23 protein-coding genes are annotated in these 23599 nt (G+C 71.5%); 12 read left to right on the top strand and 11 right to left on the bottom strand.

The features are described 5' to 3' along the window. Positions 1-234: 234 nt before the first annotated feature. Positions 235-1128, bottom strand: a complete 894-nt coding sequence (locus tag FZ103_RS18965) for an LLM class F420-dependent oxidoreductase (RefSeq protein WP_156002892.1) — start codon at positions 1126-1128, stop codon at positions 235-237. A gap of 10 nt (positions 1129-1138) precedes the next feature. Then, entirely contained in the window at positions 1139-1498 is a 360-nt protein-coding gene (locus FZ103_RS18960) for a phosphotransferase (protein ID WP_222936790.1), read from the bottom strand. 323 nt (positions 1499-1821) lie between these two features. Between FZ103_RS18960 and FZ103_RS18955 the strand changes: the two genes are divergently transcribed. Both FZ103_RS18955 and FZ103_RS18950 read left to right on the top strand, forming a co-directional pair. Beyond that, positions 1822-2778 carry an NAD(P)-dependent alcohol dehydrogenase gene (locus FZ103_RS18955; RefSeq protein ID WP_186356516.1) on the top strand — a complete coding sequence of 319 codons (957 nt, stop codon included), beginning with the start codon at positions 1822-1824 and terminating at the stop codon, positions 2776-2778. Between the two features lie 64 nt (positions 2779-2842). Then, positions 2843-3538 carry a response regulator transcription factor gene (locus tag FZ103_RS18950; RefSeq protein WP_186356537.1) on the top strand — a complete coding sequence of 232 codons (696 nt, stop codon included), beginning with the start codon at positions 2843-2845 and terminating at the stop codon, positions 3536-3538. 1 nt (position 3539) lies between these two features. Here the strand turns inward: FZ103_RS18950 and FZ103_RS18945 are convergent, their stop codons facing one another. Next, entirely contained in the window at positions 3540-4298 is a 759-nt protein-coding gene (locus FZ103_RS18945) for a hypothetical protein (protein ID WP_156002889.1), read from the bottom strand. After that, the gene (locus FZ103_RS18940) at positions 4295-5209 is read right to left on the bottom strand and encodes an ATP-binding cassette domain-containing protein (RefSeq protein ID WP_156002888.1); all 915 of its coding nucleotides are present in this window, start codon (positions 5207-5209) and stop codon (positions 4295-4297) included. The genes FZ103_RS18945 and FZ103_RS18940 overlap by 4 nt, the downstream gene beginning before the upstream one ends. 109 nt (positions 5210-5318) lie before the next feature. On the opposite strand from FZ103_RS18940, the gene FZ103_RS18935 reads away from it, so the two are divergent. Beyond that, positions 5319-6629: a sensor histidine kinase gene (locus tag FZ103_RS18935; RefSeq protein ID WP_156002887.1), complete on the top strand. Its 1311-nt coding sequence runs from the start codon at positions 5319-5321 to the stop codon at positions 6627-6629. A 70-nt stretch (positions 6630-6699) separates the two neighbouring features. On the opposite strand, the gene FZ103_RS18930 is transcribed toward FZ103_RS18935, so the two are convergent. Continuing rightward, entirely contained in the window at positions 6700-7626 is a 927-nt protein-coding gene (locus FZ103_RS18930; protein WP_186356515.1) for a LysR family transcriptional regulator, read from the bottom strand. Between the two features lie 188 nt (positions 7627-7814). Here FZ103_RS18930 and FZ103_RS18925 point away from each other — a divergent pair, with 188 nt between their 5' ends. From FZ103_RS18925 to FZ103_RS18905, 5 genes are all read left to right on the top strand, one after another. Continuing rightward, the gene (locus tag FZ103_RS18925) at positions 7815-8624 is read left to right on the top strand and encodes a class I SAM-dependent methyltransferase (RefSeq protein ID WP_255430149.1); all 810 of its coding nucleotides are present in this window, start codon (positions 7815-7817) and stop codon (positions 8622-8624) included. A gap of 160 nt (positions 8625-8784) precedes the next feature. Then, complete coding sequence (locus FZ103_RS18920) at positions 8785-9576, top strand: alpha/beta fold hydrolase (protein ID WP_156002884.1); 792 nt, start codon at positions 8785-8787, stop codon at positions 9574-9576. 306 nt (positions 9577-9882) lie between these two features. Beyond that, entirely contained in the window at positions 9883-11160 is a 1278-nt protein-coding gene (locus FZ103_RS18915; RefSeq protein ID WP_156002883.1) for an MFS transporter, read from the top strand. Between the two features lie 180 nt (positions 11161-11340). Beyond that, positions 11341-12717, top strand: a complete 1377-nt coding sequence (locus tag FZ103_RS18910) for an acyclic terpene utilization AtuA family protein (RefSeq protein ID WP_222936789.1) — start codon at positions 11341-11343, stop codon at positions 12715-12717. After that, positions 12710-13054, top strand: a complete 345-nt coding sequence (locus tag FZ103_RS18905) for a DUF4387 domain-containing protein (protein WP_156002881.1) — start codon at positions 12710-12712, stop codon at positions 13052-13054. The genes FZ103_RS18910 and FZ103_RS18905 overlap by 8 nt, the downstream gene beginning before the upstream one ends. A 173-nt stretch (positions 13055-13227) precedes the next feature. On the opposite strand, the gene FZ103_RS18900 is transcribed toward FZ103_RS18905, so the two are convergent. Continuing rightward, positions 13228-14025, bottom strand: a complete 798-nt coding sequence (locus tag FZ103_RS18900) for a GntR family transcriptional regulator (RefSeq protein WP_222936788.1) — start codon at positions 14023-14025, stop codon at positions 13228-13230. 126 nt (positions 14026-14151) lie between these two features. Between FZ103_RS18900 and FZ103_RS18895 the strand changes: the two genes are divergently transcribed. Next, positions 14152-15123: an NAD(P)-dependent oxidoreductase gene (locus FZ103_RS18895; protein WP_186356513.1), complete on the top strand. Its 972-nt coding sequence runs from the start codon at positions 14152-14154 to the stop codon at positions 15121-15123. A gap of 191 nt (positions 15124-15314) precedes the next feature. On the opposite strand, the gene FZ103_RS18890 is transcribed toward FZ103_RS18895, so the two are convergent. Further along, positions 15315-16145: an SGNH/GDSL hydrolase family protein gene (locus FZ103_RS18890; RefSeq protein WP_255430101.1), complete on the bottom strand. Its 831-nt coding sequence runs from the start codon at positions 16143-16145 to the stop codon at positions 15315-15317. Positions 16146-16268: 123 nt separating this feature from the next. Between FZ103_RS18890 and FZ103_RS18885 the strand changes: the two genes are divergently transcribed. The 3 genes from FZ103_RS18885 to FZ103_RS18875 are packed head-to-tail and all read left to right on the top strand — an operon-like array spanning position 16269 to position 18933. Continuing rightward, complete coding sequence (locus FZ103_RS18885; RefSeq protein WP_186356512.1) at positions 16269-16943, top strand: response regulator transcription factor; 675 nt, start codon at positions 16269-16271, stop codon at positions 16941-16943. Between the two features lie 32 nt (positions 16944-16975). Then, positions 16976-18457: a HAMP domain-containing sensor histidine kinase gene (locus tag FZ103_RS18880; RefSeq protein WP_156002880.1), complete on the top strand. Its 1482-nt coding sequence runs from the start codon at positions 16976-16978 to the stop codon at positions 18455-18457. After that, the gene (locus tag FZ103_RS18875; protein WP_156002879.1) at positions 18454-18933 is read left to right on the top strand and encodes a hypothetical protein; all 480 of its coding nucleotides are present in this window, start codon (positions 18454-18456) and stop codon (positions 18931-18933) included. The genes FZ103_RS18880 and FZ103_RS18875 overlap by 4 nt, the downstream gene beginning before the upstream one ends. A gap of 70 nt (positions 18934-19003) precedes the next feature. Here FZ103_RS18875 and FZ103_RS18870 read toward each other — a convergent pair whose 3' ends face one another. The 4 genes from FZ103_RS18870 to FZ103_RS18855 form a co-directional block, all read right to left on the bottom strand. Continuing rightward, positions 19004-20248, bottom strand: a complete 1245-nt coding sequence (locus FZ103_RS18870) for an acyltransferase (protein ID WP_156002878.1) — start codon at positions 20246-20248, stop codon at positions 19004-19006. A gap of 416 nt (positions 20249-20664) precedes the next feature. Next, complete coding sequence (locus FZ103_RS18865; protein ID WP_222936786.1) at positions 20665-21258, bottom strand: DUF402 domain-containing protein; 594 nt, start codon at positions 21256-21258, stop codon at positions 20665-20667. A 194-nt stretch (positions 21259-21452) separates the two neighbouring features. Next, the gene (locus FZ103_RS18860; RefSeq protein WP_156002876.1) at positions 21453-22115 is read right to left on the bottom strand and encodes a pyridoxal 5'-phosphate synthase; all 663 of its coding nucleotides are present in this window, start codon (positions 22113-22115) and stop codon (positions 21453-21455) included. A gap of 54 nt (positions 22116-22169) precedes the next feature. Continuing rightward, entirely contained in the window at positions 22170-23591 is a 1422-nt protein-coding gene (locus tag FZ103_RS18855; protein WP_156002875.1) for an NAD(P)/FAD-dependent oxidoreductase, read from the bottom strand. Positions 23592-23599 lie beyond the last annotated feature (8 nt).

Below are 23599 nucleotides of genomic sequence, written 5' to 3'. Positions count from 1 at the left end.
CGGAACCGCTGCTCGGATCCGCCGGCCGGTTCTCCAGGCGGACGGTGACGATCCGGGTCTTCGTGTGCTCGGGGATGACGCGGATCAGGCCGCGGGCGGGCTCTGTCCATATCGACAGGACGCCGCTCTCCCCGGTCATCGGGATCCTCGACGACGAAGTGTCCGTGGTCGCGTCTGCCCGGACCGCACATCCGCCATCCGGCTCACACGGCCGGACCGGCGGGTCGGGTGTGCTCAGATGAGGCTGAGGGCCGAGGCGAGTTCGCGCAGCGCCGGCAGCGGGTCGGCGGAGTGATCCTCGCCGAGGACTTGGACGACCACGTGGTCGGCGCCGGCGTCCAGATGCCGTTTGACGTGCGCCGCGACCGCGTCGGTGTCGCCCATGGCCACCATCGCCTCGGCCAGCTTGTCCGAGCCGCCGACGACCAGGTCGGACTCGTCGAATCCCTGGCGCAGCCAGGAGTTGCGGTAGTTCGGCAGCTGCGAGTAGACGTGCAGGTGCTGGTGCGCGCGTTCCAGACCGGTCTGCCGGTCGGTGGTGAGCGCGACGGCCTGCTCGCTGACCAGCCACTTGTCGGGGCCCAGCAGCTCGCGGGTGCGCGCGGTGTGCTCCGGGGTCACCAGGTAGGGGTGGGCTCCGTCGGCCGCCTCGGCCGACAGCTCGATCATCCTCGGGCCCAGCGCGGCCAGCAGCCGGGCCGGGCGCCGGGCGTCCGGTTCGACCTCGGGCGGGACGGCGTCCATGGTCGCCAGGTACTCCCGCATGGTGCTCAGCGGCTTGGAGTAGGAGCCGGCGTAGCTGTACTCCACCAGCGGGGCGTGGCTGACGCCCAGGCCGAGCACGAACCGCCCCGGGTGCACAGTGCCGAGCGTCCTGGCGCCGGACTCGGCGGCCGGCGCGCTGCGGGCGTGGATGTTGGCGATGCCGGTGCCGACCACCAGCCGCTCGGTGCCGCCCAGCAGCGCGGCGGCCTGGGTGAACGCCTCCTTGCCGCCCGCCTCACCGTAGAACAGCGAGCCGTAGCCGAGCTGCTCGATTTCGCGAGCACGCGGTATCACCTCGTTGATCGACCACCGGTCGCTGGTCCACCAGACACCGACGCGAGAACTGAAGTCGATTGCGGCCATGCCGCAGAGGCTACCGCTCCGCCTCGCAACGCGCGGGACCGGCACAGCGGGGATGCGCGTGATCATGAGGATCACCCTCGACCCAGCGCGCTATCGTCCAGGTGTGCTCGAACAGGGCCGAGGGTTCGCCGATCCGCACCGGGGCGGGCGTCGGCAGCGGCAGGCGTTCCGCCAGCACCGGCAGCCACATCTGCTCTGTACGCAGCAGAGCGGGCGTGCGCGGCAGGCCCACGGCCAACTCCTCGCCGAGGCGCCACTGCCGGTTGTCCCAGCCTCCGTCGACGGCTCGGAGTTCGAGGTCGGCGAGATCGGGGTGCTGATCGCGCAGCAGCGCCCGCACCAGGTGCTGATCGGAGGTGGACTCGTCCATCGACAGGCCTTTCGATCGCCGCATTCGCCGGCACGCCGGCACCGCTCGATACGGCGGACGGGCATTGGGCACCTCCGTCGGGCCGGAGACGGAGGTGCCCAAGCCGGCCGGCCGCCCGCGCCTGCGACGACGTGCGAAGAGGAGCTGCGCCACGTTCGCGATCGCCCGCAGCGAGCCGGTTGCGGATATTCTGCAACCAGCTCGTCCCGGTCGCCATGCTCGTCGTTCCGGTGGCCTCCGGCGCGTTCGGCATTCGGCCGTGCCAGGCCCTCCCGGAACCGGGGGGAGGTGCCGGGCGCCGGTGCGAGACAGGAGCCTCCCGCATGAAAGCCGTGATCCAGGATCGGTACGGGACGGCCGACGTCCTCGCCGTCGACGACATCCCCGAGCCGGTCCCCGCAGACGACGAGGTCCTCGTCCGGGTGCGGGCCGCCTCCCTCAACGGATCGGACCGGGAGAACCTCGCCGGACGGCCCTTCTACGCGCGGCTCGGCGGGCTGCGGCGCCCGCGCAGCCCGGTTCCGGGGTCGGACGTCGCCGGGGTTGTGGCCGCGGCAGGGGCGTCGGTGACCGACTTCGCGCCGGGCGACGAGGTGTTCGGGGAGCTGGCCGGCTACCGCGGCGGGCTGGCGGAGTACGTCGCGACGCCGCCGCGGCTGCTGGCGCGCAAGCCGCCGGGGCTCTCCTTCGCGCAGGCGGCCGCGATCCCGCAGGCGGGGTGCATCGCGCTGCGGTCCACGCGCGGACTGCGGCCCGGCATGCAGGTGCTGGTCAACGGCGCCGGAGGGGCGGGCGGCGCGTTGGTGACCGGCTTGGCCAAGCACCGGGGTGCCACGGTGACCGCCGTGGACCGCGCGGACAAGGCGGAGTATCTGCGGCACGCCGGCGCCGACCACGCGGTGGCCTTCGAGGAGGAGGACTGGGCCGACCACCGCTCCCGGTACGACCGCATCGTGGACCTGGTGGCGCACCGCTCGCCGCACCGCGTGCACCGGGCGCTGCGTCCCGGCGGGGCCTATCTCGTGGTCGGCGGGTACACGCGTGTGCTGGTCGCCGCCCTGCTCGCCGGGCCGCCGATCCGCTGGACCACGGGGAAGCACGTGGGGGTGCTGGCGGTGCCGCAGTCTCGTGCCGACCTTGAGGAGGTCACCGCCCTGGTGACCGGCGGTGCTCTCGTCCCCGCCGTCGACCGGGTCTATCGCCTGGACGAGGCTCCGGCGGCGTTCGCGCGGCTCGCGGCGGGGGACAACCGGGGGAAGATCGTCTTCGGGATCCCCTAGCGCGCACCGCGTCCCCGGCGGCTCTGCCGGTCCGCCTGAGGGCGGGGAGTCTAGGATGACCGCTGTGATCCGCGTACTCCTGGTCGACGACGAGGCCATGATGCTGGCCGGGCTGCGCTCGATCATCCTGGCCGCCCAGGACATCGAGGTCGTCGCCGAAGCAGGCGACGGGCGGGCCGCGATCGATGCCGCACTCGCGTACCGGCCCGACGTGGTACTCCTCGACATCCGCATGCCGGTCATGGACGGGCTGAGCGCGGCCGCCGAACTGAGGCGCGTGGCGCCGTCGGCGGCCGTAGTCATCCTGACCACGTTCTCCGAGGACGAGTACATCGCCGGTGCGCTGGACTCCGATGTGTCGGGATTCGTGCTGAAATCGGGAGACCCCTACGAGCTGATGACGGCGATCCGCGCGGCGCACGAGGGTGCGTCCTACCTCTCGCCCAAAGTGGCCCGCCGGGTGATGCAGCAGGTCAGCGGCAGTGCGCTGACGCGGCGCTCATCGGCTCTCGACCGCCTCCAAGCGCTGACGCCCCGCGAGCGCGAGGTACTCGCACTGGTCGGTGCCGGACTGTCCAACGCCGAGATCGGCCGGCGGCTCTTCCTCGTCGAGGGAACGGTGAAAGCCCATGTCAGCACGGTGCTAGCCCGGATCGGCGCACGAAACCGGGTACAAGCCGCGGTACTCGCCCACGAGGCCGGCATCGTGGCCGACGCCGACCCCGCAGGCGGAGCCGGTCCCGGCGCCGCGAGCGGCTAGGTCACACGTCCCGGACCTTCAGCGCCCAAGCGCCCGCCGCCACCGCGCCACCGCCCCAGGCCAGCAGCACGAGCGCATACTCCCACCGGCCGGACATGAGCTGCCAGCCGGCGGGTGCGGGCGTGTAGTCGGCGGCCGTCTCCAGCCAGGCCAGACCGAACTTCCGGGCGGCGAACCCCAGCAGCTCGGGAACCATGACCAGCAGCACCACGAGGATCGCCAGCGCACCGGCCGTGCGGCGCACCAGGGTCCCCAGACCGAGGCCGAGCATCGCCAGGAGTGCGAGGTACAGGCCCATCGCCGCCACGTCGGCCGCCTCGGCCGCGCCGATCCCCGCGGCTTCGTCGAACCGCACCGCCGCCACGCCGACCCCCAGTGCCGCGACCGCGAAGCCGGCCGCGAACACGGCCCCGCCCACGACGAGCGCCTTGGCGACCATGACGCGCGTGCGCGACGGTGTGCAGGCGAACGTCACCGTGATGCTGCGGGAGGCGAACTCGCCGGTGACACCCACGATCCCCAGCGCGCCCAGGATGAACTGGACGAAGTTCGACACGGCCTGCGTGGCGATGGGCACCGCCAGCGCAGTGGCGGGATCACCGTCGTCGGAGGCCAGGAGAGCGATCGCGAGCATGGCCGCGGCCGCGCCGCCCGTGAACCACCACGTGGACCGGACGGTCGCGAGCTTGTGCAGCTCGGCGAGAACCGCCGGTCCGGTGGTGGCCCCGCGGAGCGGCCGACGGGTGGAAGCAGCGCTCATGTGGTCCCGCCCTCCTCGGCACGCCCGGTTCTGTCGGCGGCGTACTCGACGCTCTGCTCGGTCAGCTTCATGTAGGACTCCTCCAGCGACGGCTCCACCGGCGCCAGCCCATGCAGCAGCACGCCGAGCTCGTGCGCACGCGCGCCGACCTCCTCGGGCGCTACGCCGGCCACGGAGAGTTCGTCGGGACCGCTCCACTCGGCGCTGTCGAAGGCGTCGGCAAGCGGCTGCAGAGCCGGGCCGCGCACAGCGGTGCCGGTGCCCGCCAGCAGGTCGGCCATCGCGGCATCGGCGACAAGGCGGCCCCGGCCGAGGACGACCAACCGGTCGGCCATCTGCTCCATCTCGCTCATCAGGTGCGATGAGACGAAAACGGTGCGGCCCTGCCGAGCCAGCGACCGCAAAAGGGTGCGGATCCACCGGACGCCGTCGGGGTCGAGGCCGTTGACGGGTTCGTCGAGCATCAGGATCTCCGGGTCGCCCAGCAGCGCGCCCGCGATCCCCAGTCGCTGGCTCATCCCCAGCGAGTAGGTGCCGGCCCTGCGCCGTGCCGCCGCGGCCATCCCGGTCGTCTCCAGCACCTCCTCCACGCGCCGCAGCGGGATCCGCTGGCTCAGCGCCATGGCGCGCAGGTGGTCGCGGCCGGAACGGCCGGGGTGCACGGCCTTGGCGTCCAGCAGCGCGCCGACGGTGCGCAGCGGCCGCTCCAGCTCGGCATAGGGCACGCCCTTGACGAGCGCGCTGCCTGACGTGGGCGCGTCGAGCCCGAGGATGAGCCGCATCGTCGTGGATTTCCCGGCGCCGTTGGGGCCCAGGAAGCCGGTGACCGCTCCGGCTTCCAGTTCCAGGCTCAGCCCGTCGACGGCGGTCTTGTCGCCGTAGCGTTTGGTCAGGTGCCTCAGTCGGATCATGCCGGTGAAACTAGGGGTGGGCGGCGCGGAGGGCACGAGTCGATCGTCACCCTCCCACCCCTGACGTTCGTCGGGGGCGGTCTGCCTCGGCCCGGCGTAGTGTCGGAGCATGCACTGGATCAGGGGGCTGCTCAGCAGCCGCTGGGCGGTCGACGGCGCCGCGCTGGCCGCCGCCCTGGCACCGGTGCTGCTCGCGTCCGACCTCCCGCCCGACGCCCGGTTGTCGCACATCGCGCTGCGCACCGCCGCGGTTCCCGCGATCACCGCGGCCGTGCTGATCGCACGCCGCCTCCCCGCCGTCGCCGCCGCCACGCCGGCGGTCCTGGCGGTAGCCGCGGCGGGCAGCCTGTATACCGACCAGTTGGCAGTCGCCGGAATCCTCCTGGCCTACCTGCTCGGTCGGCGCACCGCCGGGCGGCGCGCCGTGGTCCTGCTCGCCGCGTGCCTGGGCGCCGTCGCCTCGGCCCAGGCGACCTGGCCGGAGGTAACGGCCAGGGACTGGTTCCAACTCGGCACGACCGCCCTGCTCGTGACCGTTCTGCCGTGGACGGTGGGCCAGCTCGTGCACCAGCACGCCCGGCTGCTCCGGGCGGGCTGGAACCTCGCCGAACAGCTCGAGCGCGAGCAGGAGCGGGTCGCCGATCAGGTGCGGCTGCGTGAGCGCGCCCGCATCGCGACCGATATGCACGACTCCCTCGGCCACGAGCTCAGCCTCTTCGCCGTACGCGCGGCCACGCTCCAGGTCGACGCCGGGATCAGCGACGAGGGGCGGCGCGCCGCGGCCGATCTGCGGCGAGCGGCCTCCGATGCCACCGACCGCCTGCGCGAGATCATCGGCATGCTGCGCGACGACGGTGATACCGCACTGCTGCAGCCCGCCGGCGTCCCTGTGGAGGAACTCGTGCGACGGGCCGCGGCCTCGGGAGTCGAGGTCACCCTCGACGATCGAGTGGGCGAACTCCCGACGGACCCGCCCGTGCCCGACGCCACGGCCCGCGCCGCGCGCCGCGTGGTTCAGGAGGGCCTCACCAACGCGACCAGACACGCCTTGGGCCGGCCGGTTCGGGTGACGCTGAGCCGGGACGCCGACCACCTGTTCGTGCGGGTCGCCAACGACCTTCCCGAGCCCGCGCCGGAGTCACCGCGCGGATACGGCCTGATCGGACTGGACGAGCGCGTACGCCTGGCCGGAGGCAGACTCGGCGCCGGGCCGACCGACGGCGAGTTCGCGGTCTGTGCGCGGCTCCCGCTGCAGAACCCGGTGGCCCCCGCCCCGCCGTCCGACGCGCTGCGGTCGCGCCACGCCGAGGCGGACGCGCGCCGCGCCCTGCTGCGCGGTTTGGCGGGGACGTTCTGGCCCCCCGCGGTGATCGCGCTGCTCCTCGCACTGCTCTACCTCGCCGACGGCGGCTGGGCTTGAACCCCCGGACGCCCTGGGGCAGCCGTTCCGGTCACAGCACGATGTGCGCCGCTCCGTGCCGGGGACGTACTCAGGACCGTCCGGCCCCCGGGTGCGCCTTCGGTGCCCGAGCCTCCAGGTCGGCCGCCACCTCGACGGCGAGCCGGATGGTTCGGGCGGCGAGCGGGGAGTGGGTGCGTCCGGCAGGCCAGTGCAGGTGGATCCGGCGCGGCCGGGGCGCGGGCCGCAGTTCGTGGACGCGCAGCCGGTCGTCGTCGCCGGCTTCGGCGCCGTGGACGGCGAGCCAGGGCAGTACCACCGATCCCATGCCGGCCCGCACCATGGACAACAGCGCCTCGTTGCCCGCGGTGCGGAACACGATGCGCGGGCGGGCACCGGCCCTGGCCAACGCTTGTTCGATCGCCGGCTGGTCGCAGGTCAGCGGCCAGGCGACCATCGGCGCGTCGTCCAGGTCCCGCACAGGTACGGGCCCGTCGGGGAACGCTCCGGCGCGGGCGACGAGCAGATAGGGATCGGCGAGCAGTTCGACGGATTCGACGTCGTCGTCCAGGCGCCCGTCGTAGAACAGCATGTCCAGGTTCCCCAACCGCGGGTTCTCCGCCTCTTCTTCGGACAGGCGGATGTCGCAGCCGGGGAACTCCTGGCGCAGTCGCCCCACGACGACCGGCAGGATCACGTTCGTCACGCTTTGGAACGTTCCGATGTCGATGCGGCCCTCACCGGCCTGGAACCGCTCGATCGCGCGCGCCGTCTCCTCGGCCTTGGCCAGTACCTCGCGTCCGCGGGCGAGCACCACCGCTCCAAGCGGGGTGATACGCACCGGCCGCGGTCCGCCCGGCCGATCGAATACGGCCCCGCCGACCGCCTTCTCCAGCGCGGCGATCTGCTGGCTGACGGTCGACTGCGTGTAGCCGAGCCGAGCGGCGGCCCGTCCGAACGACCGCTCGTCGGCGACGGCGGCCAGCGCGGCGAGGTGGCGCAGTTCTATGCCGGGCACGGCATCAAGGCTAGCGGAGTCCATGCACGATAGCGATCGACATGATCGGAGATCATCGCTTTTCGCGATGCATCTGCGCGGCTAGCGTGGTTCCCATGGCGACGACCCGGGCGCCCGGCGCTGCGGCCACCGCCGTCCGGTGGCGGCGAACCGGCCGGTGAACCCGCGCGGAGGTGATGGGTGTGCCCATGGACTTGGCCCACGAACTGCTCGACTACGAGGAACCGCTGCGGACCGCGGCCGCCCCATCGCCCGGCGAGATGCTTCTCGACGTCGGGTGCGGCGCCGGCGCCACCAGCCGAGACCTCGCGCCCGCAGCCGCCCCGGGACGTGTTCTCGGGGTCGACATCAGTGCCGAGTCGCTGGCGCGCGCCGAGCAGTTGACCCGCGAGTCGGGGATCGAGAACGTCGACTTCCTGTGCGCCGACGCCCAGACCCACCCGTGGCCGGGGCCGGCCTTCGACGCGGTGGTCAGCCGGTTCGGGGTGATGTTCTTCGACGACGCGCCGACGGCGTTCGGCAACCTGCGGCGGGCACTGCGACCCGGCGGGCGACTGGCGCTGCTGGTCTGGCAGGGGCGGCTGCGCAACGAATGGGCGGTGCTCGTCGACCGGGTCTTCGACGGCGTCTTCGGGCCACCGGGCCGGGCGGCGCCCGGGACCGGGCCGTTCTCCCTCGGTGACGCGCGCGCCGCGCGCGGGGTGGTCGGCGCCGCCGGTTTCGCACGAGTCCGCCTGCACGCGGTCGAGAGACCGGTGCGCTACGGCACGGACCTGGACGAAGCGGTGGAGTTCGTGAGCTGGTTCTCCAGCGCCCGCCTGGCCGAACTGGCCCCCGCCAGGCGGGAAGCCGCGCTCGCGGCGCTGCGCGCCGAACTGGACCACCGCCGCGATCGCACCGGTGAGATCCGACTCGGCGCACGCGCCTGGCTCGTCACCGCGGTCAACCCGCCGAGCCCCCGAGATGTCCCCGTCCCCAGCCGAGGCAACGGGCGATGAGCACATGCGCCCTGAGCCGCGGCCGGCGTCGGCGGCGGCCGGGTCTGCCGCCCCGTGGAGGCGGAACCGGGGTCCCTGGGGGCCACCGCCCTCGCCCGCAACCGCCCCGCCTGTCGGCACGGTGACGACACGGCGACGGACGGGTCCGCAAGGAGACGCCATGGAACGCCGGATCGGCACCTCGGAGATCCACTACGTCGAACACGGGACCGGTGTGCCGCTGGTCGCCCTCCACGGCGCCGGGGTCGACCACCGCGAGATCGAGGCGGCGATGGAGGCCGTCCTCCCGCGCGCCGGTTACCGGCGGATCTATCCCGACCTGCCCGGAATGGGATACTCAACCAGTGGCGGCCTGACCGGCAACAACGATGTCGTCGACCTGCTCGGCGAGTTCATCGAACGCGTGGCCGAAGGGCCGGCCCTCGTGCTCGGGCATTCCTACGGCGCCTACCTCGCCCGGGGCGTGGCCGCGCGACGGCCGGGCGCGGTGCTCGGTCTGGCGCTGGTATGCCCCCTGGCGGAGCAGGCGACCACCGTGCCCGCTCCCACGGTGGTCCGCCAGGACCACGACGCCTACGACGACCTCGAAGCCGAGCACCGGCCGGGCTTCGAGGACTACTTCGCCGTGCGCACGCGTGCCACCGCTCGCCGCTACCGCGACCGCGTCGTTCCCGGCACGAGGCTCGTCGACGAGGCCGCACTGGGGCGCATCTTCGCCGGATGGCCGGTCGACCTGGGCGAAAGCACCTTCTCACCACCGTCCTTGATCGTGGCCGGGCGGCAGGACTCCGCCGTCGGATACGCCGACGCCGTGCGGTTGCTGGACCGCTATCCGCGGGCCGGCCTCGCGGTGATCGACGGCGCCGGACACGCGCTCCTGCATGAGCGGCCCGGCGTCGCCGCTGCGCTCGTCCAGGACTGGCTCGATCGTGCAACTCCGCGCGAGCGCTGACGAGCGCGGCCTGCTCTGCGGATCCCCGCTCCTGCTCGTCGGTGCGGCGGCCCGGTCCCACTCCGCGCCGCCCGCGCTCCGCGGGGCCGCTGTGCACGCCGACCACGGCTCTTCGACCCCGAGTCCGCCCGGGTCCTCCTGCGCCGGCGTCCGGCCGACGGGGGCGGCTGCCCGGCGGCCCCTGCCACTGGGGGCGACTCTTCCACCGCACAAAGCATAAAGAGCCTTTGACAGTTTTGCTATAGCAAAATAGCGTGCCCGTGAGCGGCGTCACATCGAGGCGGCCGCAGGTGAGGGAGGTCGCCTATGACGGCAGTGGAGACCGACGCCGGCCGGGCGTCGGGGCGCAGGATCACCTTCTTCGTCGTCCTCGCGGTCTTCGCGCAGGAGTCGACCTGGAACTTCTACGACGCGCAGGTGCCGCCGCTGCTGCGCGAGTACGTGGCCAGCGCCGCGCTCATCGGTGCGCTGATGGGCATGGACAACCTGCTGGGCATCTTCATCCAGCCCTGGCTCGGCAACCGCTCGGACAACACGCGGACCCGGTGGGGGAGGCGCATCCCCTATCTGGCTGTCGGCATGCCCGTCGCGGCAGTGCTGTTCGCCGTGATCCCGTTGGCGCCGTCGCTGCCCGTGCTCGTGGCCTTCATGTTCGCCTACGCACTGGTGTGCAACAGCTTCAAACCGATCGCCGAGGCGCTGCTGCCGGACTTCATCCGCCCCGAGCGGCGCAGCAGGGCCAACGCCGCAGTGAAGGCGGCCGCCAGCCTGACCATCGTCGTCTCGGCGCTCATCAGCCTCTTCCTGGTCGACTCCTATCCGGTGCTGTCGTTCTCCGTGCCCGCCCTGCTGATGCTCGTCTCGGCGGCCGTGCTCGTGCTGAAGGTGCGCGACAGCGCCTCGCCCGCCTATCAGGCCGCCGTGGCCGAGGACACGTCCGCGGACCGGGGAGAATGCGACCCTCCCAAGCGCATGGGCGAGCTTCTCGCCGACATCCTCCGCGACCCCCACCGGGAACGGCTGCTCGTCATCGTGGCCATCCTGCTGTTCGGCTGCGCGTGGGCCGCGTCGCGGTCGCTGATGACGCCCTATGGCATGGAGGCACTGGGACTGTCACGCGGCACCGCCGGCGGGCTCACGCTGCCCAGCGGCGCGGTGTTCATTGCGGCCGCGTTCCCCGTGGCCCTGGTGTCCGAGCGCATCGGCCGGCTGCGGGTGATGGCGGCGGGTATGGCGCTGTTCGCCCTCGCGCTCACGAGCGCCACGCTGATCAACACCCCGGCCGCGACCGTGATCGCCCTGTGCGTGGGCGTGGTGGGGGCCGCGGGATTCCTGGTCAACGGTGCGGTGATCCTGTGGAACCTGGCCCCGTCGGCCAGCGCGTTCGGCACCTACACCGGCCTCTACACGGTCGGCTGGATGACCGGGGGCTTCCTCGGCCCGGCATTGGTCGGCTCCATGGTGGACATCACCGGATGGCGCCTCATGCCGGCGGATACCGCACTGCTCGCCGCGCTCGCGGTCGCCGTGGTGCTGCGCGTGCTGGCGCTGCGCCGCCGGGCCGCCACGACGCAGGCGCTGTGAGAGGAGGCATCGAGAGCCGAGCCGGCAGGCCCGTTCCCTCACTGCGCAACTGCGGTCCACGGCTACCGGTGCCTGGAAGGAACGTTCCTCGGCGGATGCGCCGTGTCCGGCCGGCCGCCGAGCGAGCCGCGGCGGGGCGACCGCATGAGCCATGCAGGATCCACGACAAGGAGCGACCACGTGAACGACACCGCAATACGCGTCCTCGTGCCGACAGGCATGCTGGGAGGCGGGTTCCCGCCCGAGACGATCGAGCGCGGGCTTCAGCTCGGCGCCGACGTCATCGCGGTCGACGGCGGCTCCACCGACTCGGGGCCGTTCTACCTCGGATCCGCCACGCCCAAGACCACGCGGGCACAGGTCGAGTGGGACCTGCGCACCCTGCTGAAAGCGGCGGCCGAGGCCCGGATCCCCCTCATCGTCGGTTCCTGCGGCACCGGCGGGACCGACGCCGGCGTCGACTGGATCGCCGAGATCACCACGGACATCCTGGTCGCGGAAGGGCTCGACCTGGCCGTCGCCGCGATCTACAGCGAGCAGAAGGACTCCGCACTCGTCGAGCGCCTGGCGGCCGGAGCGATCCACCCGCTGCCGCCGCACGGCGCCCTCGACGCGACGACCCTGGAAGGCTGCACCCGCATCGTCGGCATGATGGGCCACGAGCCCATCGAGGCCGCGCTGCGCGGCGGCGCCCAGGTCGTCCTGGCCGGACGCGCCACCGACACCGCCGTGGCCGCCGCCTACCCGCTCATGCGCGGCATGCCGCCCGGTCCGGCCTGGCACGCCGCGAAGATCGTCGAATGCGGCGGCCAGTGCACCACCGACCCGCGCGCCGGCGGGGTGCTGGCCACCATCGATGCGCACGGATTCACCATCGAGCCGCTCAACCCGGCCGCGTCCTGCACACCCGCATCGGTGGCCGCGCACATGCTCTACGAGACCGCCGACCCGTTCCGGATGCGCGAACCGGCGGGCACGATCGACGTCACCGCAGCGACCTACCGCGCCGTCGACGAGCGCACCGTCAGGGTGGAGGGCTCGGAGTTCGAACCCGCACCGCAGCACACGATCAAGCTGGAGGGGGCGCGCATCAGCGGGTACGAGACCATGTCGTTCACCGCGATCCGCGACCCGCACATCCTGGCGAACATCGAGGAGTGGGCCACTCTCCTGCACAAGGTGCTGGGCGAGTGGGTCGCCAGGACGCTGCGCCTGGATGTCGGCGACTACGCCGTCGACATCCGGCTCTACGGCCACAACGCCGTCCTCGCAGAACACGACCCGGCCACCGGCCCGGCACGCGAAGTCGCCGTGATGCTCCTGGTCCGCGCGCCCGACCAGGCCACGGCCACGGCGATCGCAAAGGTCGCCAACCCGCTCATGCTGCACCTGCCCACGGCCGACATGGCCTACCTGCCGAGCACGGCCTTCCCCTTCTCACCGGCCGAGACCGAACGCGGCCCGGCCTATGAATTCGTCCTCAACCACGTCGTGGACGTCGACGACCCCACCGAACTGTTCCGCACCGAGTACCGAAAGGCCCCCGCCGATGCCTGAGACCTTGGGCGAGCTCGCATTGGAAGTCCGTTCGAAGAACGCCGGCCCGTTCTGGACGACCATGGAGCTGTTCATGCGCGACGAGGCCGGCTACGCCGCTGCCGCCGACGAGGACGTCCTCAACGAAGAGGTGGTCGCCCGGCTGTACGGCGTCCCGGCAGAACAGGTGCGGATCTTCCGCATCCCCGATCTCAACGTCGTGAAGATCTCCTTCCCCCGCCCCGTCCCCCAAGGCGGGCTCCGAGACCGCGACGTCCACTCGGGCCAGCACCACGTCCCCCTGGCACTGCTGGTCCCGCCCGCCGCCGACGCGCGGGGGAGCGGAGGCACCGATTGACGCCGGCTCCGGGCGCGGAGAACCGCACGCGCGCCGCCTCCCCGACCGAGCCGCCCGGGGAGGCGGCGGCGCCCGTCCGACGTCCCCAGCCGACCCGGAGGACTCCGGGCGAGCGGCGATCCCGGCCGCCCTCAGTGGGATCGCGAACGGTGCGGCGTCCCTCGCGCGCGAACTCAGGCCCGGTCGGCGGACTCCGCCGACTCCGCCGGAGCCGTGGGTGCGGCGAGCAGATCTCCGAGTCCGCCGCGGGCGTCCTCGATCACGAGGGCCTCGGCCGCCGCGGAGTCGCCCGCCCTCAGCGCCCGGACGAGCGCGCGGTGGCTGCCGTAGCGGTCCAGGCCGAACCTGTCGTTCCGGCTGATCCGCTCGATCAGGCGGGCGCGCCGCTCCGGCCAGGAGAACACCCGGGTCTGGTCGAGCAGGCGCACGAGGACGGGATTGTTGGCGCAGGCCTCGACCACCTCGTTGAATCGCTGCATCGTATCGAGGAGCCGACCCACGTGGCGCGACACGTCCTGGCCCGCCTCGTGGCGCTGCCGGATGAGGATCAGCAGGTCGTCGGCTTCGTCGAGAACGGCGTCGAGATGATCGAGTTGCGCCGGGGTCGCGTGCCGCGCTCCGAAACGGGCCACCATCCCGCGAAGGGCCACCTCGACCTCGGCCAGATCCTGCCTCGCGGCGTCCGCGAACGCCACCACCTGAACCGTGCGCGGCCCGGTCCGTTCGAGGAAGCCGTCCTGCTCCAGGCGGCGGATGGCCTCGCGCACCGGCGTCGGGCTGACCGACAACCGCTCGGCGAGCCCGCGTTCGGTGACCTTCTGCCCAGGGCGCAGTTCGCCGGTCGTGACCGCGTCGCGGATGGCGCGGTACGCGCGGTCGGCCAGCGTCTCGGCCGTCAGACCCTTCAACGATTCTCTCGCCACGGCATTCACCATATACGCCACAGCAAGAATGCTTGTTAATGTTGTCAATCTTGCTATAGCAACGGTCTGGCGTCCTTCCAGCTTCGCGGCCTTGGCCGTGGCAGGCCCGGCGCTGTGCAGCGGCGGGCCCGCTCGATCGCGCCTTACCGGGCCCGGCCCCAGGAGGAGAAGACTGTGCCGCGCGTTCTGATCACCACGGATTACCTCCGCCCCGGCGACGACGTCGACCGGTTCCTGCGGCGTGCCGGGCTGGAGACCGTGCACCTGCCGATGGCCGGCCGGCGGGACCCCGAACAGCTCGCGGCCGCGCTCGCCGATGTCGACGCCGCCCTGGTGGCCAACGAACCGCTGACTGCCGACGTCCTCGCCCGCGCACCGCGGCTGCGCTCCGTCGTGCGCACGGGCGTGGGCTACGACTCGATCGACGTCGCCGCCGCCGGGAGACTCGGGATCACCGTGAGCAACCTCCCCGGCGTCAACGCCAACGCCGTGGCCGAGTACACCATCGGCCTGCTGCTCGCGGGGGCCAGGCGCCTGGTGCAGTCCGCGCACGGCGTCTCCCAGGGGGCCTGGCCGCGCGAGGACGGGCGCGAACTGCGCGGCTCCACGCTCGGCCTCATCGGCTACGGGGCTTCAGCGCGGGCGGTGGTGCCCCTGGCCCGCGCGTTCCGTATGGCCGTGGTCTGCACGACCGGCGTGCCGGCCCGGTTGCGAAACGATCCGGCGGTGCGGTTCGTGGACCTGCCCGAGCTGCTGGCCGCCTCCGACTACGTCTCGGTCCACACGTCGCTTACGGAACGGACCCGGGGGTTGCTGGACGAATCGGCGTTCAAGCGGATGAAGACGACGGCGCTGCTGATCAACACCGCGCGCGGACCCATCGTCGATGAGGACGCGCTGGCCGCGGCCGTGCGGCGGGGAGAGATCGCGGGCGCCGCCCTGGACGTCGCGAGCAGGGAGCCGCTTCCCTCCGACAGCCCGCTGCGCGGCGTCGACGGCATCGTCGTCTACTCCCACCTGGCGGGACAGACCGCTGAAGCACGGGCGGCTGCGGGCCGCCGAGGGGCCGAGGAGCTCCTGGCAGCGCTCGCGGGCCGACCGCAGTTCGCCGTGAACGACGTGCTGAGCGACACGCGACCGCGTTGAGAATCGCCTGGCCGCTCGCGCGCACGGCCACCTGCTGCGCCACCACGGCGGCGACCTGCTCCCCGTCCGAGGGCGTCCGTATTCCGCTGCAGGACACCTCCGTCCAGGTCGCCGAACCCGCCCCGCGCCGAACGCCACCGGCAGGCCTCATCGAAGGCGGCGTGGGGCACGAGCTCCAGTCGGCCGGGGTATCAGCAGCCGTGAAAGAGTTCGCTGTCGGACCAGCCCGTGTTCGCCCAGGTGTCGGGGTCTGCCGGGGTGAATCCGTCGTAGCGGTCGGCGAGCTGTTCGAGGATCCAATCGGTGAATCGGGCTGCGCCCTGGGGGCAGGTGTGGATCCCGTCGTCGCTGCGGTCGATCGCGCCGCCGCGCTCCCTGGCGTATTCATCGCCCCATACCTCGGAGGCGTCGAGGTAGTCGACGCCGTCGAGGTCCTCCGCGACCTGTCGGGCGGCGTCGTCGGCGTTGGCGAGTTCGTCCATGTGGGGCTCGTAGAACTCGTCGGGCCGAATGGGCGGCATCGATACGAGGAGGACGTCGGCATCGAGGCTTGCGGCGGTCTCGGCGAGGCGTTCGTATGCGGCGCGCTGTTCGCCGGGGGCACCCCAGTCGTAGGTGGTGAGCTGGTAGAGCACGACGCCGCCTTCGGCCCGTTCGAGTGTCTCGGGCAGCGCCTTCCATTGCGCCTCGGCGTTGGGTCCGACGAGATTGCCGCCTCCGGTGGAGGTGGCGTCTATGAACGTCACGCCGCTTTCTGCCAGCCCTTGCTGGAGGGCGACTGCTTGACCTGCGGCGACGGAGTCGCCGAGAAAGAGGACGGGCGACAGGCCCGCGTCGGCGGCCTGTGCGGAATCGGTCGATCCGCCGCTATCGGCGTCGCCGGCCTCACCGGCGCCGCAGGCGGCCAGCGCCATGGCTGCGAGAAGGACCGACGCGACGCCCGTTGCCCGGCACAGCCGGTCGCTGAGGCCCCAGGAGGCGGTGGTGGTCGGAGCGGCGGTGTTCGCGGCGTTCGTTCGCATGGTTGGACTCTCGCAACCTGCTGTCGCGGCCGTTGTGTAGGCGTGTCGCAGTTGTGTCGCAGAACCGGCCGTCGCCGGTCTTCGGCCGCAGCCCAGGCAGACGTGTCTCCTACGATCGGCGGCGTGGCTACTGTCCTGCTGATCGAAGACGACGCGCTCGTCAGGCGCGGGCTGCAGCTCGCCCTGAAACGCCACGGGCACCGCATCGAGGCCGCCGAAGACGGTGAGGACGGGCTGGCGCGGTTCGGCATCGGTGGTGCGGACGTGATCGTGCTGGATCTGATGCTTCCCGGCATGGACGGCTTCGAGGTCTGCCGCCGAATCCGGGAGTCGTCGCAGGTTCCGATCATCGTGCTGACCGCTCGCGGCGACGACTTCGACGTGATCACCGGGCTGGAGGCGGGCGCGGACGACTACGTCGTCAAACCGGTGCGGCCCACGGTGTTGGACGCGCGCATCCGTGCCGTCCTGCGCCGGGCGGTGGGCGATCCCGACGGGGTGCGCACGCACCGCGGGCTGCGCATCGACACCGAGGCGCTGGCGGTCTCGGTCGACGGCCGGGAAGTCGGGCTCACGCCCACGGAGTTGCGCCTGCTGCTGGCCCTGTCCAGAGCGCCGGGGCGGGTGTTCAGTCGGGAGCAGCTTCTGGAAGAGGTGTGGGAGCAGGGGTACCTCGGCGATTCCCGGCTGGTGGACAACGGCGTGATGCGGCTGCGGGCGAAGATCGAGACCGATCCGGCACGACCGGAGTACGTACAGACCGTGCGCGGATTCGGATACAGGTTCGGCCCGGTGTGAGGGCCTCCCGGATCCGAAGGCTCCTGCGCGGGATGTCGGGGCTGCGAGGGCGGCTGATCGTCACTGTCGTCTTCGCCGCCGCACTCGGTGCGACCGCGGCCGCCTGGGCGGGGGTGCAGCAGTCCACGGCGTCGCTGTTCGAGGCGCACCGGCGCTACCACACCGAAGACCTCGCCGGGCGGATCACTCAGGCCGCCCCGTCCGCGCAGTATCCCCCAGGCCGCGGTTCCCTCGACCGGCTGCGGATCGCCGCGGGTGAGCATTCGCTCGTCCGCTACGGCGACGCGGCGTCGGGCGATGGCGTCTTCGCCTCGGGCGCGCAGGTGGTGCCGGCCGAACTGCGTCAGGCGATGAACGCCCAAGCCGACAGCGAGGATCCTCGTGTGCTGACCCAGCGGGTACGTATCGACGGGAGGCCGTGGCTGCTGATTGGCGCCCCGGTGATGATCACGGCACCCGACGGGACCCAGGCCCCTTCGGGGATCGAGGTGTATGCGGCACGCGACCTCACCGACGTGGAGGAGCAGGTCGACGGTCTCGTCCGCGGTGCGGCGACAACGACGCTGGCCGTGCTGCCGTTGGCGGTGCTGCTCGCGCTGCTGGCCTCGCAAGGCGTGCTGCGTCCGGTGGCCCGGTTGCGGGAAACGGCCCAGCGCCTCGCGCAGGGAGATCTGGCCGCACGTACGGAACCCGCCGGGGTCGACGAACTGGCCCGGCTGACCCGCACCGTCAACGATATGGCCGCGTCACTGCAGGACTCGATGGAGTCGATGGCCAGGATGGAAGAAGACTCCCGCCGTTTCGCCGCCGATGTCTCCCACGAGCTGCGCACGCCGCTGACGACCCTGACCGCTACGGTCGAAGTCCTGCACGACATACTGCCGCGCGCGAACAGCACGCGTTCCGCGGATGAGGAGGAGGCTCGGGAATCCGCACAGCTGGCCGTCATCGAAACACGGCGCCTGGTGGAGCTCGTCGAGGACATTCTGGACATCGCCCGGATCGACGCCGGCACAGCGCAACCGCGTTGGGAGGAGACCGATCTGTTCGAGGTGATCAGCACCTGTGTGCGCACCCGCGGCTGGTCCGACGACGTGGTCATCACCGGGCCCGCCGCCGGCCCGGGCGGCCCCACGGTGATGGCTGACCGGCGTCGCATCGACGTGACCATGGCGAACCTCATCGGCAACGCCCTCACGCACGGCGGCGCACCGGTGCGAGTGGTCATCACGGCGACGAGTGAAGGGGCGAGTGTGCAGGTGATCGATTCCGGCCCCGGGATGCCCGACGATGTTCTGCCGCATGTCTTCTCCCGGTTCTACAAGGCCGACGCCGCACGCGCCCGCACTCCCGGCAGCGGCCTTGGCCTGGCGATCGCCCGCGAGAACGCGCTCCTCCACGGCGGGGAGATCACGGCCGCGAACCACCCCGGCGGCGGCGCCGTCTTCACGCTCCGGCTCCCACGGGCCCCGGAGCCGGCCACCGGCGAGGTCCATCAGGAGCAGGGCGAATGAACCACCGAACGCTCACAGCGGCTCTGGTCGGGGGTGTCCTCGCCTTGGCGGCGGGCTGCGGGTCGCAGCCATCGGGCATCGAAGCCGGGCCCTCTGCGCCCACGGGTGTCGCGCCCGGAATGACCCTGTACTTCCTCGACCACGACGGGAACCTGACCGCGCAGCAGCGGGAGACCGGGCGGCTGGGGACCGTGTCCGAGACCGTGTCGGTGCTGTTGACCGGCCCCGGCGACTCGGACGTGCGTACCGGCATCGACCCCACGCCCGTGACCCGGACCGAGGTGACCGTCAGCGGTGAGCGCATGAGTGTGCGGGTGCCGGTCGCCTCCACCGAAGTGACCGCCGGCGGTGTGGATCAGATCGTATGCACCGCGCTCGCCGGCCACATCCAGGCGGGAGGCTCCACGGAAACCCGAGCGGGCATCCGGTTCACCGATACAGCACTGGAGCCCCGAACCTGCCCGGTACTGGGCTGACCCGCCCCTCGGCCCGCGGCCGACAGGACCGCGATCCCGACTCGTCCGCCGCCGCCGATGCGTCTGCGGGTCACAGCTGCCCGGTGTCGATCGGCGGCGCCGCGGGCATCGGCAGTGCGAGCCACATCGCGAGCAGCGCGGCCGAAGCGAAGAGGAACACGACCAGTCCGGTGCGCCCTCGCGCCCACCGCGCCCGGAACCGGATCGGGTCCTCCACCAGATACCTCGACGCGGTGGCGAAGGCGATCGACATCCCGATGACGATCGCGGAGTGCAGCCAATGCGGCAGCTCCGGGTGCTCCTGCGCGGAGAAGAGCACGATCACCGGCCAATGCCACAGATAGAGGCTGTAAGAGATTTCGCCGAGCCGGGTCAGCGGCGCCGCCTGCAGCATCCCCACCGGCAACGGGAGGCGAGGCGTCCCCGCGGTGCTCTGCGTCTGCGCGGTGGTGGCGGCGGCGCACAAGCCGATGAGGATCGCGCAGGAGATCGCGTGCGCCAACAGACCGCCGGTGAACAGTCCCGGCGTGGTGGTCCCGTCCGCGAGCACCCAGAACGCGAGGATCCCCACCGTGAGGATCCCGACCGCCCACGCGGCGATACTGCGGGACGACCACACGATGTGCTGGAACGCGCGGCGGACCGGTGCCGTCGCCGCTGCGGCGCCCAGCAGCAGCGAGAACGCTCTGGTGTCGGTGCCGGTGTACACCCGCGTGGGATCGGCGGGATCGAGCAGGGCGACCATCAGGACGAGCGAGACGGCCGAGACGGCGACGGCGACCGCCAGCGCGGCAGCATCGACGGTCCCGGCACGCTGCCGCGACCGTGCCGCCACCCATGCGATCGCGCCGATGACGAAGGGCCACACCAGATAGAACTGCTCCTCGACCGCGATGCTCCACAGGTGCTCGAACACCCGCGATCGGCCGAAGGCGTCCCAGTAGCTCGCGTCCTGGGCAAGCAGATGCCAGTTGACCAGATTCAGTTGCACCCACAGGCCGTCCGCCACGGTCGTGGAGACCATGCCGCGATCGGTGACCGGGTAGCCGACCCGCTGCAGCGCCCAGACCGTCACGGTCACGACGACCAGCACCAGTGCCAGGGCGGGGAACAGCCGCCGCAGTCGGCGCCCCCAGAACGACACGAGCGAGATCCCGCGGGCTGTCTCGGCTTCGCGCAGGAGCAGCCCGGTGATGAGGAACCCCGATAGCACGAAGAACAGGTCGACACCGAGGAAGCCGCCGGGCAGGTTGCCGGTGTGGAACAACAGCACCCCTGACACGGCGATGCCGCGCAACCCGTCCAGGGCCGGCATGCGCACGGGACCGGGGACGACTCCCGGAGGCCGGAAGGAGGTACGGAGGCGCGATAGGTGCATGCAAGCGACGGTGCCGCCCCGGGTTCACCGGAATATCGCCGTCATGTCGCAGCCGTGTCGCAAGGCCGCGGGTAGGCGCGGATTCGGACCGGATCGCGGCGGCACGGCCGCGACGGAATGGACGAACGCCGGCGAACCGCCGATGGCACGCGCCGCGGACACGCGTGCGGAACAGCGGAATCCCCGTGCACCGGTCCCGCATGCCCGCCGCCGGGAGAAGCCAGGCAGGAGACGGAGTCGAAGACCCGGTTCGAAGGGCCAGCGTCCCCAACCTCGGTGCCGCGGCGTCCCGCACGTCTCTCTTGGTGGCGACAGGCTTGTCCTGACCTCTATCCGCCCTCGGCGATCCTCCGTCAACGAGGGGCGTGCACGGCTTCATAATCCCATGTCTTCGGGGCGCGCCAGTCGAGCCATGAACGGTCCCACCATGTCGTGCCCGTGTCGAGCATCGCGGCGACGCGTCCGGCATCGGCGCGGACGGCCTCTACCGCCGATTCGGTGAAGTCGCCGCGCGCGGCCCGCGCCTCGAATTCGTCTACGTCCTTCCAGCGGTAGGCGGCGGGATCGCCGGCCGGGATTTCCAGGTCCAGGTCGTGGTCGAGGGTCTCGAACCCGCCGGGAACGCGCCGGAAAGGCTCTTGGAAGTTGACGTACCACCCGCGGAACCCGTCCCGGCGACCGGTCACCGCCCACACCGCATACCAGTCGCCGGGACGGTGCAGCTGCACCACGCCCGCCGACTTCCACGCCGGACCGAACGAGCGCCACGGGTGCGGGCCGAGGCGGAATGTCCCCTCGCCGAATGTCATGGGGGTCCCCGCGGCGAGGTAGACGGCGAACAGGTCGGGGTTGTCGGCGACGACCCGGACCGGATAGCTCAGCCAGGAGGCGCCGTCCACCGTTTCCCAATGGGTGACGACCTGCCCCGGTCGGTAGCGCTCGCTCATCAGGTTCCTCTCCGCTCCACCCGCATGCAGGCGGATTCGATGGTCAACCCCACGTGGGTCCGTGCAGGGGAGGCCCCGAGCCTCCTCTGCACGGACCCGCCGTCCGCCTGCACCCCTGCGATTCCGCGGCCCGTCAGGGGAGGTTCAGCGGCTGCCGAATCGGGAACCGCGGGTGATCGGCGCGGTGAATCCGTTCAGGGCCACAGCCTGCACCGCGACCATGCGGCGGTCTCGTCCGCGCGGGTGTAGAGGACCCTGGTGTGGCGGCGCCCGCCATCCGCCTGCCAGAACTCGACCTTGTCGGCCTTGACGACATAGGAGGTCCATTCCGGCGGGACGAGGTCGGGATCCTCCGCGAGCTTGCGGCGGACCGCTTCCAGTTCGCGGTCGATCTGCTGCGGTTCCTCGAGAACCTGGCTCTGCCGGAGCAGGAGGGCCATCTCACGGGATCCGCGGGAGCGGGCCAGAAAGTCGGCGGAACCGTCTGCCGCGCTCTCCTCGCAGGCCACGCCTGAAATCCGCACCTGGCGTCCGACCTCGCGCCAGTGGAACGTCAGGGCGACGTGGGGATTCTGCGCGATTTCGCGGCCCTTGCTGCTCGCCTTGCTGATGGCGAATCGCCAGCCGGCCGCGTCGACGGACTTCAGGATCAGCACGCGGGCTTCAGGCCGTCCGTCCGGGGTGACCGTGGAGAGAGTCATCGCGTGCGGCTCGACCACCTTGGTGTCCACGGCGTTCATGAACCACGCGACGAACAGTTGTGCGGGATGGTCGGGGGCGGTGTCCGGGTCGAAGTCGGGAAACGGCCCGCTGAGGACGTCCAGGCCGCGCATGAGGGCGCGCGTGTCCTCGCGCATGTTCTCGGACAATCCGGCGGAGTGTTGTTCAGAAGTGTGTTCCGGCATTTTTCCTCACGCGTCGGTGGTAGGGGTCGCATACGGGACGGGAGAAGTCTTCGCGGAGTATCGTAGCCCAAGTTCCGGAGTGCGTGTCAGATACATACCGAAGACTGCGCTCTCGGGGCCGGTCGGGGGCTCGTCAAGGTAGGTGTTGTGATGCGAGAGCGGTACAGGTGAACCGCCCTCCATTCCCGTGAATCGGTTCCGGAGGAATTCGAAAGCGGTTTCGTCGTCGGCGTCGGAAAGATCCTCGATACCAGAGACGATGTCGAGGAACGCCTTTCCGACGCCGAGGTCCCTCCGTTTCTCCCGGGTCAGGGACTGAGCCTCGAAGAAGTACGCGTCTTTGCCGCGGTAAGCCGAGTAGAAGACCGATACGAGGGTGAGGAACCTGGTGTAGGAGTTCCGGTAGACGCGCTCGTAGAACGACAGGGCGTCGTCTTCGGACACCTCACCGCGGAGTATGCTCCCGATGGCCGCCGCTGCGAGCATCCCGCTGAAGTTGGCGAGGTGGACACCGGTGGACAGCAGCGGATCCAGGAAGCAGGCGGCGTCGCCCGCCAGGAAGTACCGGGAACCGCAGAACCTGGCCGCGGCGTAGGAGTAGTCGGTCTCCGCCTGCAGAGGGGAAACCCGGTTCGCCGTGTGCAGCACCTGCGACGCCAGTTCGCAGCGCCTGAGCGCGTCGCGGTAGACCTCGTCGGGGCCGCCCAGGCGCTCCCGCTCCTTTGCCAGGCGGTCCTTGCCGGTGACGAAGCCGACACTGGTGGTTCCATCATGCAGGGGAATGATCCACACCCAGCCCCCGGGTACGGAGCAGACGGCGACCGATCCCTGGGGCCCGCGCCCTGTGGGCGATGCGTCGCGCCAATAAGACCACAGGGCGACGTTCTTGAACACGTCGTGGAATACCCGGTCCTGGAGCTTGCCGCGCGAGAGCACGCCGGCGCGTCCCGAGGCGTCGATCAGGTAGTCGAATCCGATGCGTCCCGAGGAGGAGCCGGTCGACCAATGAGCGGCGGCCGGTGCCCCGTCGGCGAACTCCACATCCGCCACCCGCGTCCCCTCGGACACGTCGACGCCGACGGAACGGGCGTGGTCGAGCAGGATCTTGTCGAACTCCGACCGTTTGACCTGCCAGCTGTACTTGTCCTCGCCGTCCAAGTGGCTGAACGGCAGCGACCACTGCTCAGCACCCCACTCGAAGTACGAGCCGTACTTCCGCACGAAGCCGTGGGCGTCGACCTTCTCGCGGACACCGAGTAGGTCGAGTATCCGCAGCGTGGATACGGGCAGCGACTCGCCGATGTGGTATCGGGGAAACGTCTCCCGTTCGAGAAGCGCGACGTCGAATCCCTGCTGGGCAAGTAGTGTCGCGGCCGTCGAACCGGCGGGGCCTCCGCCGGCGACCAGTACCTGTGTGCTCTCCCTCATGCTGCCCT

The sequence above is a fragment of the Streptomonospora sp. PA3 genome (genome assembly GCF_009728995.1).
In the GTDB taxonomy this organism is placed as follows: domain Bacteria; phylum Actinomycetota; class Actinomycetes; order Streptosporangiales; family Streptosporangiaceae; genus Streptomonospora.
Note: the sequence above shows the minus strand (reverse complement) of the source record. Positions and strands in the feature narration are given on the sequence as shown.